The organism is Roseibacterium elongatum DSM 19469, from assembly GCF_000590925.1.
GTDB classification, from domain to species: Bacteria; Pseudomonadota; Alphaproteobacteria; order Rhodobacterales; family Rhodobacteraceae; genus Roseibacterium; species Roseibacterium elongatum.
Genome location: NZ_CP004372.1, coordinates 576,324 through 589,461, shown reverse-complemented (window position 1 = coordinate 589,461; position 13,138 = coordinate 576,324). Strand labels below are relative to the sequence as shown.

Sequence of the window (13,138 nt, the reverse complement as noted above, 5' to 3'; positions counted from 1 at the left end):
GAGGATGCCACACTCGACCACGATCGAGCCGGGGTGCTCGATCTGCTTCTTGTGTGCGAGGTCAGGACGGCCGCAGAAGCCGACCGCCCTCCATTCCTCCTTGCCTTCGAGCAGGACGGCGTGGGGTGTAGGTCCTGTCGGTCTTGCGGGTGTGCTGCGAGCCGTCGGGGGCGGTGGCGACGTAGGTGTTCTTGGCCATGGCCGGTCTCCTTCTCCGTGCAGGCGATCTTCGCCCGCTCCATGACCCCCACTGTGTCGTGGGTTAGGCCCGCAGGGAGCGCCCCCTCCAATCACACATTGCTTCGGCGAGAAGAGAATTGTCGTTGAAGCACAGTGGCTTCTCCGCGTACGACACCCACTGTCCACGACAGCATCGTCTCCACGGCCCCCGCTCAGGCGGCCCATTTTCAGAGGAGACGAAGAACATGCATTTCCGCATTACCATCCATGACGCCATCTTCCACACGGTCGACGAACTGGCCGAGGCGCAGTCTCAGGCCCTCGACCATGCAAGGGAACTCACGCGGGTGGTCGGCCATCCGGTTCGGGTCACCGTCCATCGCATCGGTTGTCCCGTCCGCGACGACCTCGGGCGCGACTGCAGTCCCGCGTTCTTCGTCGGGACGGCGGTCGGCGTCATCGACCGCAGGCAGACGATGGTCCGCTGGCTGCCAGCGCCCCGTGAGGGTGCCGTCGCGGTCAAGAGGAGGGTCGCGGCGTGAACCGGGCGCAGCAGCTTGCGGAGCAGTTTCGCAACGGCAACTGGTCTGCCGTGGCCGCCGAGGTCGTCTGTGACGGCCCCACCGCCCTAGCCTTGGCGGCGATCCTCGACCCAGAGGAGCTGTCCCGCCTCCGGCGGGCGGTGGACGATCACCTTGACAGGAAGATGGTCGTGGGCGGTGAGGCCCGCGGCGGCCCCGTTATGATTGAGCGGGATCATGATCCCGCCAGGGCGGCCCGAGCCGCCACTGTACCACTGCGAGGGGTCGTGCGCTGAGCCGATACCATGCAAGGGGCGGGCGTTCTAGTGCCCGCCCCTTTTTGTCTCCAGAGCATCAGCGGTCAGGGATCAGGCCGCTACGCGTAGGATGTCCAGCTCGGGGACCCTCGACGTTCGGGTTGCCGACGATCTGCTCGAACACCTCGCACGGGTTCATCCGCCGACCGATGCGTTCCAGTATCTTGACCACCGCCGCCGCCTCGACGACCTCGGCCTCGGTCAGGTCGCCGAGACCGTTCATCTCGTAGGCCACGGCCAGGTCGCCCACGTCGAGCGTGACCTCGACGCGGAACTTTCCATCATTGGTGTACTGCATTCCCTTGTCTCCTTCCGTTCCTGGTTCAGGCGGCAACCGGACGTGGACGTCCGGTGGAGAGGCGTGCGCGCAGGGCGCCCTCGAAGCCGTGGCGGAGCTCCTGCACCAGTGCGTGGTCGATGACGTCCTCGCCGGGTTCGAGCATCCCCTCCATCAGCGGTTCGAAGATGGCGCCGCGCAGCCGACGGCCGTGGTTCAGCACGATGTGGTGCAGCATCTCCTCCAGGTAGTCGTCCCGGCTCGGTTCGCTGCCGTCGTCGGTGGGAAACACGGCGAGGTCCCCCCTCGGCATGGTGAACGTGAGGCGGACCTCGTCGACGTGTTCGATCTTCAGCGACATTGCGTCTCTCCTTCTCGGTTGCGGTGACGCCTCCTGATCGGGGGCGTGAAGGAAGGATCGGCGACTGACTGAAACACTTCGAAAAATTTGAGAACTGCCCCGGCGGGTTTCACGCAACACCCCCGGAAAGGAAAAAGCCCGCGCCTCTAGAGAGAGGCACGGGCCTTGCCGGGCGAATACGCCCGGTGGTCAGTACATCGCGACGACGTTCGTGGCGTCGGTGCCGGTCGCCTTCACGCGGGTGACCCAGCCGGGGATGATCTGACCGGCGCCACAGACCAGTGTCACCTCGGTGTCGGTCAGGTCGTTGCAGACCACCGTGCCCGCACCGCCCACGAAAAGCGCACGGCACGGGCCGTCGGGTAGGTCGGCCGCATCATTGGGCGTGACACCGCGCATGGCCTCGGCGGGCACGGTGGTCCCGGTGATCTCGGTCTCCTGCCGCTGGGCCCGGACCTCGTCGGCCTGGCGGCCGCGGTTGAGCAGCGCCTCGGAGCGGACGCGGGCGAGGGACCCGAGGGTCGGGTTGGCCGGAAGTGTCATCGATCAGCCCTCCATCAGGTTCTTGCGTGCGGTGTCGAGGTCGGCCTCGGTCGGCTGTCCGGTCTGGAGCGCGGTCGCGTCGTCCAGGGTGCGGAGCATGGCGCGGCCCATCTCTGAGTCGATGGCGCGCGAGTAGGCCTTCTCGAAGGTCTCGCCGGGTTCCATCATGCTCTTGGCCAGGTCGTCTAGTTGCCGCTCGGCCGACCGGCGGTTGGCGGCCAGCGCCTTCTCCAGGTCGGCGGGCGATTTCGCCGGTCCGTTCTTCGTCATCGTCTTCTCCTTGTTTGCGGCCGCGCGCGCTGTCGCGACCTGTCCTTCGAGCTGCTCGACAATCGAGGTCAACTCCATGATCTCCTCGGCGTCGGCCTCGTCGCGGGCCAGCCGCATCAGTGCGTCCTCGAGCTCCTTCCTGCGCTGCTCCAGCGTCGCGAGCTCCTGCGAGTGTCTCTCACCGTCCTTGGTCATGCCGACTTCTCCATCTTCTCCAGTTCCTGCTGAGCCTCGCGGGCCACGTGGGCCTGGGGGGACGTGGCGCGGACGCGGAGCAGTTCCGCTCGCAACGAGGCGGCGACTCTTTCTTCCGCCGCCGCCAGGGACAGGCTGTGCCGGTCCTTGATCGGGGTCTCGATCCCGAGGGCGCGTGCCAGGGTCCCGCCGCCGGCGTGGATCAGCGCCTTGACCAGCGGTTCGGCCAGGCGCTTGCTGGTCAGTCCGCGCTCGACGGCCGTCAGGTCCCCGCCGGCAGCGGACGTCGCCCCGAGGTCCCTACGGAGCGCCTCCACGTACGCGGGCCACGCCTCTGACAGGGCGACGAGTGCCCGGTCGACCTGCTCGGCCAGCTTCGCGCGCTCCGAGTTCTTGTGCAGGGCGGCCTCGGCACGCTTGCGGCGCTCGTTGCGCTGCGCGCTGGCCTGCGTCGCGGCCAGGCGGTCGTTCAGCTCGGCCAGGGCCTCGTCCACGGTGCCCATGCGGGCGATGATCGCGGCCGAGGTGCTCCCCGGCTTCTTCCCCGCGATCAGTGCGTCGCGCTCCTCGACGCGGGCCTTCTCCAGCTCGCCGGTCAGCCTCTCGCGCTCCTGGCGTAAGTCACCGATGCGCGTCTGTATGTCTTCCTGAGTCTTCATTGGCATTCCTCTGTCTCCGCGTGTCGGGTCGGCGGTCGGCCCCCGTGGACCGGCGAGGTCGGACCGACCGCCGTGTGCCGGACGGAGAAGGAGACCATGAAACGACCGGACACGATCGCAGCTTGCCGCGTCGGATCGGTGCGGGGGACCAGCGTGTGAGCGTCGGGCGACGAACGCAGGTTAGCGGTGCCGATGCCGGACGCCGTCGTGCAGGCTGCCCTTGGACAGGTTGTCCCCGGCCCAGAGCGGCCGGGTGTTGCTGAAATGGAACGCCTGCGCCTGCTGGCCGGGGTCGGACAGGTCGAAGCTGGCCAGCGGGCGGACGTGGTCGACGTGCCACTCGCCGCGGTTCTCCCAGGACATGCCCGGCTCCCAGAGCCCCTCCAGGTAGGTGCGATACTCCTCCGCGGAGCAGCCCAAGAGCTCCAGGGACGGCCGGGCCTTGCCGGGTTCGCCGACGGCGGCGCGGAGGGCGTTGTTGATGTGACGGCGGGTGTTGCGAGCGAGAGCAAAGGCTGGGTCCTCGGCGCGGCGGTTTTTGTCGTATTCGTTGAAGTATTCTTTGTTTTTGACCACCCAGCGGCGGTTCTTTGCCCTGACGGCCTCAGGGTTCTTCTTGTAGTATTGACCCTGTGACTTTCGGCTTGCCTTGCGTCTTGCCTGCTTGGTTTCGTCTGTGTGTAAGCCCGGGGCCAGCCATTGCCCAACGGTGCCATCCGACCACGGCCGACCGAGCGCGTCCCGCGCCTCGAGGGCTAGCCGCCTCTTGAGGCCCCGTGGCTTGGTCGGCACGTGCTCGATCACCGCCGCGCCGAAGTCGCGGGCGGTCTTTGCGTCCCGAACAAGCGGGAGCAGCTCCTCTAATGTCGATACCTGTCTCATGGAAACGATCATGGCGTGGAGGAGCGGCCGCGCGAGCCCCTCATTGCTCAGCCCACGTCGACGTCCTGTTCGATCTGTGCCAGGAGCCCGCGGTCGAGCCCGCGCATCCCGGCGAAGTAGGCCGGGCTGTCACGGAGCTTCGAGCGATACCATCTCAACACCTTGCCCGAAGGGTGCGGGGCGTTGACTGCCCTCATCGCCAGCATGACGGACCGCACCCACCCCCTCGGCAGGGACAGCGTGCCCGAGACGTACCACATGCCCACGATGATCCTGGCGGAGTTGCAGGCAGGCGGCAGGCCGGGCAACGGGGCGAAACGGTCGTCCTGGATCGCCTCGGTCACCAGCGCGTCGGCCTCGCGCTGCGTCGCGTGGAACGTATGGCGCGGCAGGGGCGGATAGTCGGGCTCACTCACCCAGGTCGACCCCCATCTCCTGGAGGCGGGCGCGCTTGCGTCGGATCAGGTCGAACCTCTCCTCCTGCCGGCGTTCGGCCTCGTCGAAGGCCCGCTCCATCTCCGCGAGGTCTTGGCGCTCGCGTGTCACCACGCGCATCGGTGTGTCTTGCATTGGGCTTCTCCTGAGCTTGAGGGTTCACGACGCAGGATGCCGCAACGGGGTCCCGTCGTAAGCCAACGACTGATATTCAATCAGTGGGAGCCGGCCCGACGGACCGAGCCGGATCAGTGGCTTAGGGCCGTTCGACGAGGACGGGCACAGGGCGGGGCACAGGGCGGCCCCCCGTACGGCTCAGTCCTCGTAGTAGGGGGTGGCCAGGACGTGCCGCCGGAGGGCCTCCCTGGTCCCGTCGTCCAGGTCGAGGTCCTCACGCCTGTCGATCTCGACGAGCGCGGCGTCCCTCAGGTCCACCGACCGCCAGGGGGTCGGCTCGCGGCGGGCCCTCATCTCGGCGATGAGGCCGGTCTCGGGCGTGTCCAGGTGCCCCACCGCCGACCGACAGGTGATCGTCCCGCCGTCCTCGACGGGGAGGGTGACGGTCCCGCAGGGTCGGATGATGCACACCTGCACCTCGGGCCAGTCAGTCATCGTCGCGTCCCGGACCGGACGACGTCGTCCGGTCGTCCTCAGGAGCTCCGTGAAGCACCTCGGCGTCTATGGCGTCGTCTCGTGCTCCCGAGGCGTTCACGGTGCCCAGGGGCCGCCGTACGGACCCGGTGGACGACCGGACGACGTCGTCCGGCTCGGGACGGACCAGGCGCGGTCGGGCCGGAGGAGCGTGGACGTTCGTCTGCGAGTTCACGGTCACGTTCGTCTGGGACGGGCCGTCGGCCGAGCTCATGCGCAGGGACAGCAGCTTGGTCAATATGCGACTATCCACATGTCCGGTCTCGAAGCGGTGCACCACCTCGAAGTCCGCGTCCAGCACCGGCTCCCCCGTCTCGGGGTCGATCACGGGCACCCACCTGCCGGTCCCCATCTCCATCGCCGTCTGGACCACGCGCTGGGTCAGCTCCTCCTCGAAGCTGGCCAGGGCATCGTCCCAGGCCTCTCGGAACTCCCTGTTCTTCGCGCGGCGGTCGTAGAAGGTCCGACGGGTCAGGCCGGTCATGTTGGCCGCATAGGTCACCTGCCCGAACTGCCTGAGGTGGCTCAGGAACTCCCGGCCCTTCTCGCCGTACACCTCGGCCAGCGCCGGGGCCATCCGGCTCGGCTTGCGCGGGTCGGGCGCCGGCTTGATCCTGTTCATCCGCATGACGGTCATCAGAGGAACTCCTTGATCTGGAAGTCCAGAGGCTCGGGCTCGACGCCGTCCCACCGGCCGCGGGGCACACGCCAACCGGCCCACTTCACGCCGAGGGCCTCCAGGTCGAAGGGCCGGTGTCCGTAGCACTGCGCGGGCGGCCAGCCCTCGATGGCGTACCGGGACCCCAGCCGGATGGGTATCTTGCCCAGTGGCTTGAACCGCCTCACGGGACATATGTAGCCGGCCCCGACGTCGGCGTCCGGCAGGGTGAAGACCAGGCAGGACCTCGGCGCCGTGCTGTCCCAGACGATCGTCCCGTTCGGCCGCCAGTCCAGGGGCAGCCCGTCGGACTCGTTGGCACGGCACCGCTCGTGCACCCGCTCGACGGCCCTGTTGTAGCTGGCGACCCACATGCGGGCGACGGCGAGGTTCATCGGGCGGAGGGACGGCCGGCCGTTGGGAGGCGTGGGGAGGAACTCGCTCATCGTGCCACCCCCTCGTCGTCGTCTAGCCGCTCGTCCGGGACGTATGTGCCGTCGATCTCCCAGTAGCCCTCTTTGTCCCAGGCGCTGTCGTTCGGCCGGTCGCGCCAGCTCCAGAGGGTCACGTACCCAGCGTCACTCAGCGGCGCGACGGGTCCTGAGAGGGCGCCGTTCATGTCACCGTCCAGCGACCCCGGCGGGTCCAGGCGGTGGAGCACCTTCACTATCCGACGTTCGACCGATCGGACGGTGAACTCGGCCAGCACCCGATCACGGTTGAGCGGCTCCTTCGCCCAGTGGACCTCGAGCCACTCGTCATCGTCGTGGATGCGCAGCACCTTCGAGAAGATGTGCGAGGCGCCCGCTTGCAGCCGTTCCGCCACGTCCCGCAACTCGGGTCGCACGTCGCGGGACCCGTCCGCCCGGCGCCTCATCTTCGCCCGCGAGCAGGACAGGAAGACCGTGTCCGTCGGCAGGCCAACGCCCCACCCCCTCTTGATGCATTCGGCCATCCCTGGACCTCCTCTACTGTTTTCCACGCTGTGCTCGACGAGACCGAGTCTCCCTCAAGCCCCTGACCCGATTGCCCTTCCAGCCGTCTGGCTCCCTGATTGATTGTCAGAGAGGGCTCCTTTCGGCTGGTCAGACGGGGGTCGTCGGAGTTTTCCGGGCGGCTCGCTCGTCGCTGTTCGAGGTCAAGATGTCGGACGGAGGGTTCCTCGTACGCCAGCAATCTCACGCAGGCGCGCGATTGGCTCACGCGGGGGTGAGGTGGTCCTAGCCTCCCAGGGTGGGAAGTGAGTAGCTCTGAGTAGCCTACCAAAAGTCACTTACTCAGGGGGTAAAGCCAATAGAGCATTGTTTCGGTTATCCTTTTTTCTCCCTTGAGTAAGTGAGTAAGTTGAGTAAGTAAAAAAATCAGATAAAATATATGCAGTTCTTTTTCTGGCCCGAAACGGATGCTCGACGATAAGACGAAAAAAGAGCACGCCGTGTACCACGAAATCGTTCCGAAGCTACTCAGGCTACTCACTTACTCAGGGGGCGTTTTTAGCGTTACGGAACAAGGCTTTACGTCGATTTCCCCCTGAGTAAGTGAGAAATGCCGACTTACTCAGGCTACTCAGCCTGCTGCACGCCTGTGTGAAGTTACTGACTGAAGGCTTCAATCCTCATCGAAACCGAGGACCTCCCCCTGGGTCTCGAAGGGCTGCCACGTCATCTCCTCGGGCAGGATGCCCACCATGTTCGCGAAGTCTGAACGCGCCTTGTCGAGCGGAGGGAGCCTCCAGCCGCGGCGTCTCTCCCTCCCGGAGCCGACGTTCCCGTCCACCGAATAGCCGAAGGTGTCGTTGAGCCACTTCGCGATCTGCGCCTTGCTGAGGGGCGACGGCCTGTGCTGCATCCGGCGGAACGCGTCCTCCAGGTGGTCCTCAAGGTCTTTCTTCATCGCAGGCCCAACCTCTCCATCACCGTCGGGCCAGCCGCTGATCCGCTCGCTTCCGGGGCCACCGTCCTGGAGGATGCCCTCCCACCACTTGACCAGCGGGTCGCGCCGCGCCGTGTGCAGGAACTGCGCCCTCAACGCGCTGGTCTGCGGGATGCCCTGGTCGGCCCTCCAGCCATCTACGTCGACGGTCAGCAGGTGCGCCATCCAGCCGGAGAGGACGTCCTGCCTCAGGAGCCCCTGTCCTCGCAGGATGCGGCCGAAGCCGACCTCGGCCTTGAAGCGGTCCCTCGCGTCCTTGGTCGGGGAGAACACCGCCCAGCGCGTGTCGTCCGAGTTGGTCGGCGCGGACCAGTCGTTGTTCGTCGCCGAGACCACGTGCAGACGGTTGCCGACCGGGAAGGCGTCCACGCCCTTCGGTTCGCACATGAAGGTAGGCTCGGTGATGAGCCCCTTCAGCTTGTTCTGCGCCTTGACGTCCCCGCTCCAGAAGGCCTCGTCGACGAACAGGGCCACGCACTGGGCGAGGTGCTGGTTGAACTTTCCGGTGAGCTGCTCCCCGTCCAAGATGTGGACGCCGTGCGGCGCGACGAGGCCGGTGATCGCCCGCCCGAGGGTGCCCTTGCCGGAGTTGTGCGGCCCCTGCAGGTTCAGGACGACGCCCGCAGGCTCGTGTGGCCGCTGCACCATCGCGGCCACCCACCTCGTCACGTAGTCGTAGTGCCCCTCGACGCCCCCGCAGATGACGTCCCGGATCATGACGCGGAGCGCGTCCCAGTCCATCGTCGCGTCCGGCTGCACGCCGAAGCCCCGGAAGATGTTGAGGGTCTCGCGCTCCTTGAACGAGGGGTCGGGGTTCCAGGTGACGTGCCGGTAGTGTCGGCGCCTCGGGTGGTCGAGCCAGAAGTCGCCCTCCCCGATCCGCTTGAGGCCGCCGTGCTTCTCGTCGGGCACCTCGATCTTCCTGCGGTCCATCTCCTTACGCATGGCGATCTCGGTGAAGAACTTGATCTCCGCGTGCCCCGTCTCGACGTTCCGCTGCCGCCGGCCGACGGAGTAGCCGCCGTCCTTGGTGATCGTCAGGTACTCGGCGTTGAGCCTGGCGAGCACGCGGTTGCGGCCGCCACCGTCCCGTGCGTCGTCGTCCCCCGGCTCCGGGAAGTCCACAGGCTCGTCGAACAGGTCGTCGTCGTAGTCCTCCGGGATGACCTCGCCGTGACCCCGTCTGCGGAGGGCCCGGTAGAGCGTCCGGTAGGTCACCTTGGCGCCGTCGCCGTCCGCATGGAGGCTGTCCCAGCGGAGACCGATCAGGGTCCCATGGTCGGCGTACTCGGGGTCCTGGGTGGACCAGTCGATGAACTCCTGGCGCCCGTCACCGGCCGTGGCGTGGTGGCAGGCCATCATGAGGTGCAGCCACTCGCCCTGGACGCGGAAGTCCTCGGGGTCCAGGGCGTCCAGCATCTCCGCCAGCTGTTCGGCGGTGAGCTTCCCGGCCTTGGTCTCACGATAGTCGTCGGGTAGCCGGCGCGCGATCAGGTCGACGAGGGCCGCGGGGGCGGCACGGACCCCGTCGGCGAGGGACGGGAACAGAAAATCCCACTCGTACGTGCGGAACGTGTCCGGGTGGATGGAGCCGGCGGAGACGACCTGGCGGCCGAACGACTTGAACTCGACGCCGGGATACTGGTCGTTCAGGCTATCCCTGACCGGTACGTCCGCGGGCTTGGCCATGTAGAGGTGCAGGCCGCCGCTGCCCGTCTCGACCCTGGGGTACTGGTCGACGTCCAGGCCGACGTCCTCGCAGAGCCGGCGGAACGGGTTGTCGGTCGTCAGGTCCTCGCCCTCGGGGAAGCCGCGCGGGTCCACGTCCACGACGAGCTGGTCCGGCTTGAGCCTGACGCCGACGTTGTACCCGCCCTCCATGTGCTTCCGACCATCGAAGGAGGCGTAGGGCTTCTTGGTCCAGTCGGAGTGCATCGGGCTCTTGCCGCGATTACGCGGCTTGCCCTTGACCTGCTCGACCTTGGTGTAGTGATGCAGCGGTATGAGCTCCCAACGTGCGTCGGCGGCGTATCCGGCGAGCTCGGCAGGACTCGTCCTCACTTCCTCAGCCATCAGTCAGCCCCGCTTCGTGAGGTAGGCCTCGACCGACGAGCGCGGGTAGTAGGCCTCCCGGCCGACCTTCACGAAGTCGGGCCCGAGGGCGTCCCAGCCCTTCAGCCTGCGCGATCGATACTGCGCCAGGGTGTTCAGGGTGTGGCCCGTCATCGTGGCGACCTCGGCGGGGGTCAGCAGGTCGGGCCCTGGGGCGAACGAGGGTACTGCCGGGACGGCGGGTTTGGTATTGTCTTCACAGGACATGCGCTGCTTCCTTTGTGTTGTGGGTGTGTTCGGACGTACTCGTCTTCCTTGTAGGCCGGTCACCCCCAGGCGGACGCCGAAAGGCGGTGGGAGGTGGCCGGCTCACTCTCTCTGAAACGATGTCGTGACGACCTGGCGTCGCAAACCAGCGTGGGCGCAGGCGCGCTCCAACGCTGGCTGAGCGACGGTTCAGGGGCGTGAACGGGAGAGCGCGCGTTCGACGCGGCGGGCCTCACGGTCCAGTTCGGCCTTGACCTTCGCCCAGACGCACGGCGCCTGACGGGCCGCCTCCTGCACGAGCGCGTCGTCCTCCCAGAAGTCCGGGTTCTCTTCCTGCGACGACCGCAGCGCGTCCTGAGCCCAACCCGTCTCCATCTCGTAGCGGGGTGGACCCTCGCGCCTCTCGATCGACAGCGGAAAGTTGCCGGTGCGCCGTGCCAGCAGCCGCAGCGTCTCGCAGTCGAAGGGCCTGAAGCCGACCCGCCTACAGGCCTCTACCACACCCTCTATCGGGTCCATGGCGGTCAGCTCCGGCACGGTGTCGAGAAGTCGCTCGGCCCGTTCTGCCCGCTCCTCCTCGTTCGAGAAGTCAGGGTTGGGGTCGTCTCGCACCCAGAACACGTCCGTCCAATTCATGCCGCGCCCTCCATCAGGAAGGCGTCCAGGTCGTCCCTGTGGTAGCGGACCAGTCGGCCGACCGCCTTGTAGCGGGGCCCGTTGCCCGCGGAACGCCAGTTCGCGAGCGTGCCCGTGGAAACGCTGAGGTAATTGGCGGCCTGCTCCGTGGTCAGCCACGGGCTGGTGAAGGTCTGGGGTTCCGTCGGTGCGGTCATGGGGCTGGCTCCTGTGTCAGTTTGCGAGCGGACGTGGAATATGCCCGCCACGGATGAACTCAGGTTGCCACCTTGCAACTCCCTAAGATGCCAACGTCTTTCGGTTGAGAACTGTCCCGCGCCCGTCCGCGCAACGCCCTAGTCGGCGCCCGCCTCCCGGAGCACCAGCGCCTCGTAGGCCTCGGCGTGTGGGCGCAGCGCCTCGACCAGGTGGGACTGATGCACATAGGAGCCGGACGCGCCGGGGAGCCTCTGTCCCAGCAGCAACGCGCCCTCGGCGTAGGGGACGCCCGCCGCGATCATCAGGGTCCTCGCATGGTGCCTCAGCTCGTGGGGGCTCGGCACGCCCTCCCTCCTGCGCGGCTCCTGGACGTGGCCCGTCTTGCTGGCGGGTGACGGCCACAGCCACTCGCTGGCGAGCGGCTCGTCGGCGCCATCCTGGCGGCGAGCATCCCCGTCAGGTGCGGGCCCATCGGGAACGCCCACTCCTCCATCGTCTTCATGTGGTCGAACCGTAGGACGCCCCTCTCCAGGTCCACATCGGCCCTGCGGATCGACAGCACCGTGGATCGCCTCGCCCCGGTGAGCAGGAAGGTCCTGGCGAGGTCGCGCATGGAGGGTGAGAGGTCCGCGGTCCTCCGCCAGAAGTCCGCCACGTCCAGTTCTCCCACGCGCCGCCGCTTCGGCAGGGGGACGCGGATCGCGTCGCCTGGGTTGCGCTCGATCGTCTCGTCGAGGCGCATGGCGGTGTTCACCAGGACGCGGAACGTCCGCATCACGCCGGCCGCCACGGTCGGTCCGTTACGCGTCCGCATGAGCTCGTAGTGGTCTCGGACGTCCTGGCGTGATAGGTCTGCGATCGCGCGTTTCCGAAAGCGCCTCAGGTACTTCTCCACGTGGTAGCGGTAGTCGTGGGCGGTGCGCTCCCGGAGGTTCCTCTCGGACAGGTGGGCTTCGAGCGCCTGTTCGAGGGTGATGCCGGTCTCGTCGGGCTTGGCGGTCGGGTCCACGCCGGAGTGGATGAGGTTCATGAGCTCCCGCGCCTTCTTCCTGGCGTCCGAGAGGCGCACGTGGTCCACCCTCCCGATCTTCACCCTGACCGACCGGACGAGCCTCTTGTTCCTGCGGACGTCGCCCTGGACCGAGTACGTGCGGGTGGTCTTGTGGCACAGGCAGAGGAGCCCGCGGACCGTGGTATCCCGGTGTATTCCCGATCCCAGCGGGAGGTCTGCGAGGCGCTTCTCGGTGAAACGGAAGATGGACATGGGTACTGCTCCTGACACAGTTTTGGCGGTGGCCGGGGGTGATCCCGAGTTGGCCTACAGGAGCAAAGTTGTCGCAATATAAGGGCACCGTACGCCCCGGATGATGAAGAATTGCAACCAGTTATGGGCGCTCTGCTAAATCATAATCCGCGTGTCGGGGGTTCAAGTCCCTCCTCCGCTACCAAATCCATCGTTCAACGCGCTGAAAAAAACCGGAAATATGCGGGAAGGTTTTCCGATCTCGCCACTTTTCCCACCACGGTGATTTCGTTCTCCGCATCTGTCTCTTGCTCTCTCGCCTGTATGCGCAGGTCAGCACTTGGCAGATGGAGAAGTACATCCCGCTTGATCCGAAACATGTCACCGCCAGCCTCGTACGCTTCGAGAACGACTAGAGTGTTGCAACCCCGCGCCCTGACCTTGATGCAAACGGCGCGCCGACGCCCGCCTCCATTTGCTATTCTGAAAGGTCGTGTTTTGGCTTCGATTGGCATACGGGTTCCAAGGCGAGAGAAGCCGTCGCGCCCGGTGCCAAGTTGCGACGGTCATACTGAACAGAGGGCGTTGAAACGCGGTCTGTACGTGGGCATCCCGCGTCGCCAAACGCCCAGGACGTAAACGCCCAAATGGTTGCCATGGCGCGCCGCATGGCCGTGGTGATGCACCGGATGTGGATCGATGGATTGACCGTTGGGAGCGAGGCAGCGACCACGACCTGAACCAGACGGATTTGCTTGCCTAGCATCCTGCACTGATGTGCACCCGCGTCCGAGGTCGAGAGCACAGGGTGCGTTAGCGCCCAAAGTTGATAATTCAAGTGTTCTTTTTCATTGATTCAGG

Annotated in this window: 20 protein-coding genes and 1 pseudogene; 2 read left to right on the top strand and 19 right to left on the bottom strand. The window is 66.6% G+C overall.

Annotated features, from left to right (window positions below; translation table 11 throughout):
- Positions 1-61 precede the first annotated feature (61 nt).
- A complete protein-coding gene (locus ROSELON_RS18065; protein ID WP_156945745.1) occupies positions 62-199 on the bottom strand; it encodes a hypothetical protein in 138 nt (45 codons plus the stop codon).
- A gap of 226 nt (positions 200-425) precedes the next feature.
- Here ROSELON_RS18065 and ROSELON_RS02865 point away from each other — a divergent pair, with 226 nt between their 5' ends.
- Positions 426-722, top strand: a complete 297-nt coding sequence (locus tag ROSELON_RS02865; protein WP_025310943.1) for a hypothetical protein — start codon at positions 426-428, stop codon at positions 720-722.
- A 333-nt stretch (positions 723-1,055) separates the two neighbouring features.
- Here the strand turns inward: ROSELON_RS02865 and ROSELON_RS02855 are convergent, their stop codons facing one another.
- The 18 genes from ROSELON_RS02855 to ROSELON_RS02780 all read right to left on the bottom strand — a co-directional run bounded on the left by ROSELON_RS02855 (position 1,056) and on the right by ROSELON_RS02780 (position 12,298).
- Positions 1,056-1,316 (bottom strand): hypothetical protein, encoded by a 261-nt coding sequence (locus tag ROSELON_RS02855; protein WP_025310941.1) that lies wholly within the window; start codon positions 1,314-1,316, stop codon positions 1,056-1,058.
- Between the two features lie 25 nt (positions 1,317-1,341).
- The gene (locus tag ROSELON_RS02850; protein WP_025310940.1) at positions 1,342-1,656 is read right to left on the bottom strand and encodes a hypothetical protein; all 315 of its coding nucleotides are present in this window, start codon (positions 1,654-1,656) and stop codon (positions 1,342-1,344) included.
- Positions 1,657-1,845: 189 nt separating this feature from the next.
- Positions 1,846-2,199 carry a spike base protein, RCAP_Rcc01079 family gene (locus ROSELON_RS18605; protein ID WP_025310939.1) on the bottom strand — a complete coding sequence of 118 codons (354 nt, stop codon included), beginning with the start codon at positions 2,197-2,199 and terminating at the stop codon, positions 1,846-1,848.
- A gap of 3 nt (positions 2,200-2,202) precedes the next feature.
- Positions 2,203-2,664, bottom strand: coding sequence for a hypothetical protein (locus ROSELON_RS02840; RefSeq protein WP_025310938.1), 462 nt, complete (start codon positions 2,662-2,664; stop codon positions 2,203-2,205).
- Positions 2,661-3,323 (bottom strand): hypothetical protein, encoded by a 663-nt coding sequence (locus tag ROSELON_RS02835; protein ID WP_025310937.1) that lies wholly within the window; start codon positions 3,321-3,323, stop codon positions 2,661-2,663. The genes ROSELON_RS02840 and ROSELON_RS02835 overlap by 4 nt, the downstream gene beginning before the upstream one ends.
- A 180-nt stretch (positions 3,324-3,503) precedes the next feature.
- Positions 3,504-4,217, bottom strand: coding sequence for a hypothetical protein (locus tag ROSELON_RS02830; RefSeq protein ID WP_025310936.1), 714 nt, complete (start codon positions 4,215-4,217; stop codon positions 3,504-3,506).
- Between the two features lie 35 nt (positions 4,218-4,252).
- Entirely contained in the window at positions 4,253-4,621 is a 369-nt protein-coding gene (locus tag ROSELON_RS02825) for a hypothetical protein (protein ID WP_025310935.1), read from the bottom strand.
- Positions 4,614-4,775, bottom strand: a complete 162-nt coding sequence (locus tag ROSELON_RS18055; protein WP_156945742.1) for a hypothetical protein — start codon at positions 4,773-4,775, stop codon at positions 4,614-4,616. The genes ROSELON_RS02825 and ROSELON_RS18055 overlap by 8 nt, the downstream gene beginning before the upstream one ends.
- A 180-nt stretch (positions 4,776-4,955) precedes the next feature.
- On the bottom strand, positions 4,956-5,252 hold the full coding sequence (locus ROSELON_RS02820; protein WP_156945739.1) for a hypothetical protein: 297 nt from the start codon (positions 5,250-5,252) through the stop codon (positions 4,956-4,958).
- Positions 5,245-5,928 carry a hypothetical protein gene (locus ROSELON_RS02815; protein ID WP_025310933.1) on the bottom strand — a complete coding sequence of 228 codons (684 nt, stop codon included), beginning with the start codon at positions 5,926-5,928 and terminating at the stop codon, positions 5,245-5,247. Before ROSELON_RS02815 ends, ROSELON_RS02820 begins: the two co-directional genes overlap by 8 nt.
- The gene (locus tag ROSELON_RS02810; RefSeq protein ID WP_025310932.1) at positions 5,928-6,395 is read right to left on the bottom strand and encodes a hypothetical protein; all 468 of its coding nucleotides are present in this window, start codon (positions 6,393-6,395) and stop codon (positions 5,928-5,930) included. The genes ROSELON_RS02815 and ROSELON_RS02810 overlap by 1 nt, the downstream gene beginning before the upstream one ends.
- Positions 6,392-6,904, bottom strand: coding sequence for a hypothetical protein (locus ROSELON_RS02805; protein WP_025310931.1), 513 nt, complete (start codon positions 6,902-6,904; stop codon positions 6,392-6,394). The genes ROSELON_RS02810 and ROSELON_RS02805 overlap by 4 nt, the downstream gene beginning before the upstream one ends.
- Before the next feature lie 653 nt (positions 6,905-7,557).
- On the bottom strand, positions 7,558-9,954 hold the full coding sequence (locus ROSELON_RS17310; protein WP_025310930.1) for a DUF5906 domain-containing protein: 2,397 nt from the start codon (positions 9,952-9,954) through the stop codon (positions 7,558-7,560).
- 3 nt (positions 9,955-9,957) lie between these two features.
- Positions 9,958-10,200 carry a helix-turn-helix domain-containing protein gene (locus ROSELON_RS02795; RefSeq protein ID WP_025310929.1) on the bottom strand — a complete coding sequence of 81 codons (243 nt, stop codon included), beginning with the start codon at positions 10,198-10,200 and terminating at the stop codon, positions 9,958-9,960.
- A gap of 189 nt (positions 10,201-10,389) precedes the next feature.
- Complete coding sequence (locus tag ROSELON_RS02790) at positions 10,390-10,836, bottom strand: hypothetical protein (protein ID WP_025310928.1); 447 nt, start codon at positions 10,834-10,836, stop codon at positions 10,390-10,392.
- A complete protein-coding gene (locus tag ROSELON_RS02785) occupies positions 10,833-11,033 on the bottom strand; it encodes a helix-turn-helix domain-containing protein (RefSeq protein WP_038650808.1) in 201 nt (66 codons plus the stop codon). Before ROSELON_RS02785 ends, ROSELON_RS02790 begins: the two co-directional genes overlap by 4 nt.
- Positions 11,034-11,171: 138 nt before the next feature.
- Positions 11,172-11,336 (bottom strand): hypothetical protein, encoded by a 165-nt coding sequence (locus ROSELON_RS18390; RefSeq protein WP_198020784.1) that lies wholly within the window; start codon positions 11,334-11,336, stop codon positions 11,172-11,174.
- 20 nt (positions 11,337-11,356) lie between these two features.
- The gene (locus ROSELON_RS02780; RefSeq protein WP_025310926.1) at positions 11,357-12,298 is read right to left on the bottom strand and encodes a tyrosine-type recombinase/integrase; all 942 of its coding nucleotides are present in this window, start codon (positions 12,296-12,298) and stop codon (positions 11,357-11,359) included.
- Between the two features lie 583 nt (positions 12,299-12,881).
- Here ROSELON_RS02780 and ROSELON_RS19165 point away from each other — a divergent pair.
- Positions 12,882-13,017, top strand: a pseudogene (locus tag ROSELON_RS19165) (IS110 family transposase); the annotation flags it as partial.
- Positions 13,018-13,138 lie beyond the last annotated feature (121 nt).

Excerpts from the sequence above, each read along its gene's own strand:
- ROSELON_RS02840 (WP_025310938.1), bottom strand. The coding sequence starts at position 2,664 with ATGACCAAGGACGGTGAGAGACACTCGCAGGAGCTCGCGACGCTGGAG.
- ROSELON_RS02835 (WP_025310937.1), bottom strand. The coding sequence starts at position 3,323 with ATGAAGACTCAGGAAGACATACAGACGCGCATCGGTGACTTACGCCAG.
- ROSELON_RS02785 (WP_038650808.1), bottom strand. The coding sequence starts at position 11,033 with ATGACCGCACCGACGGAACCCCAGACCTTCACCAGCCCGTGGCTGACC.
- ROSELON_RS17310 (WP_025310930.1), bottom strand. The coding sequence starts at position 9,954 with ATGGCTGAGGAAGTGAGGACGAGTCCTGCCGAGCTCGCCGGATACGCC.
- ROSELON_RS02810 (WP_025310932.1), bottom strand. The coding sequence starts at position 6,395 with ATGAGCGAGTTCCTCCCCACGCCTCCCAACGGCCGGCCGTCCCTCCGC.
- ROSELON_RS02790 (WP_025310928.1), bottom strand. The coding sequence starts at position 10,836 with ATGAATTGGACGGACGTGTTCTGGGTGCGAGACGACCCCAACCCTGAC.
- ROSELON_RS02855 (WP_025310941.1), bottom strand. The coding sequence starts at position 1,316 with ATGCAGTACACCAATGATGGAAAGTTCCGCGTCGAGGTCACGCTCGAC.
- ROSELON_RS02830 (WP_025310936.1), bottom strand. The coding sequence starts at position 4,217 with ATGATCGTTTCCATGAGACAGGTATCGACATTAGAGGAGCTGCTCCCG.
- ROSELON_RS02815 (WP_025310933.1), bottom strand. The coding sequence starts at position 5,928 with ATGACCGTCATGCGGATGAACAGGATCAAGCCGGCGCCCGACCCGCGC.
- ROSELON_RS02820 (WP_156945739.1), bottom strand. The coding sequence starts at position 5,252 with ATGACTGACTGGCCCGAGGTGCAGGTGTGCATCATCCGACCCTGCGGG.
- ROSELON_RS02850 (WP_025310940.1), bottom strand. The coding sequence starts at position 1,656 with ATGTCGCTGAAGATCGAACACGTCGACGAGGTCCGCCTCACGTTCACC.
- ROSELON_RS18055 (WP_156945742.1), bottom strand. The coding sequence starts at position 4,775 with ATGCAAGACACACCGATGCGCGTGGTGACACGCGAGCGCCAAGACCTC.
- ROSELON_RS02865 (WP_025310943.1), top strand. The coding sequence starts at position 426 with ATGCATTTCCGCATTACCATCCATGACGCCATCTTCCACACGGTCGAC.
- ROSELON_RS02805 (WP_025310931.1), bottom strand. The coding sequence starts at position 6,904 with ATGGCCGAATGCATCAAGAGGGGGTGGGGCGTTGGCCTGCCGACGGAC.
- ROSELON_RS02795 (WP_025310929.1), bottom strand. The coding sequence starts at position 10,200 with ATGTCCTGTGAAGACAATACCAAACCCGCCGTCCCGGCAGTACCCTCG.
- ROSELON_RS18065 (WP_156945745.1), bottom strand. The coding sequence starts at position 199 with ATGGCCAAGAACACCTACGTCGCCACCGCCCCCGACGGCTCGCAGCAC.
- ROSELON_RS18605 (WP_025310939.1), bottom strand. The coding sequence starts at position 2,199 with ATGACACTTCCGGCCAACCCGACCCTCGGGTCCCTCGCCCGCGTCCGC.
- ROSELON_RS18390 (WP_198020784.1), bottom strand. The coding sequence starts at position 11,336 with ATGATCGCGGCGGGCGTCCCCTACGCCGAGGGCGCGTTGCTGCTGGGA.
- ROSELON_RS02780 (WP_025310926.1), bottom strand. The coding sequence starts at position 12,298 with ATGTCCATCTTCCGTTTCACCGAGAAGCGCCTCGCAGACCTCCCGCTG.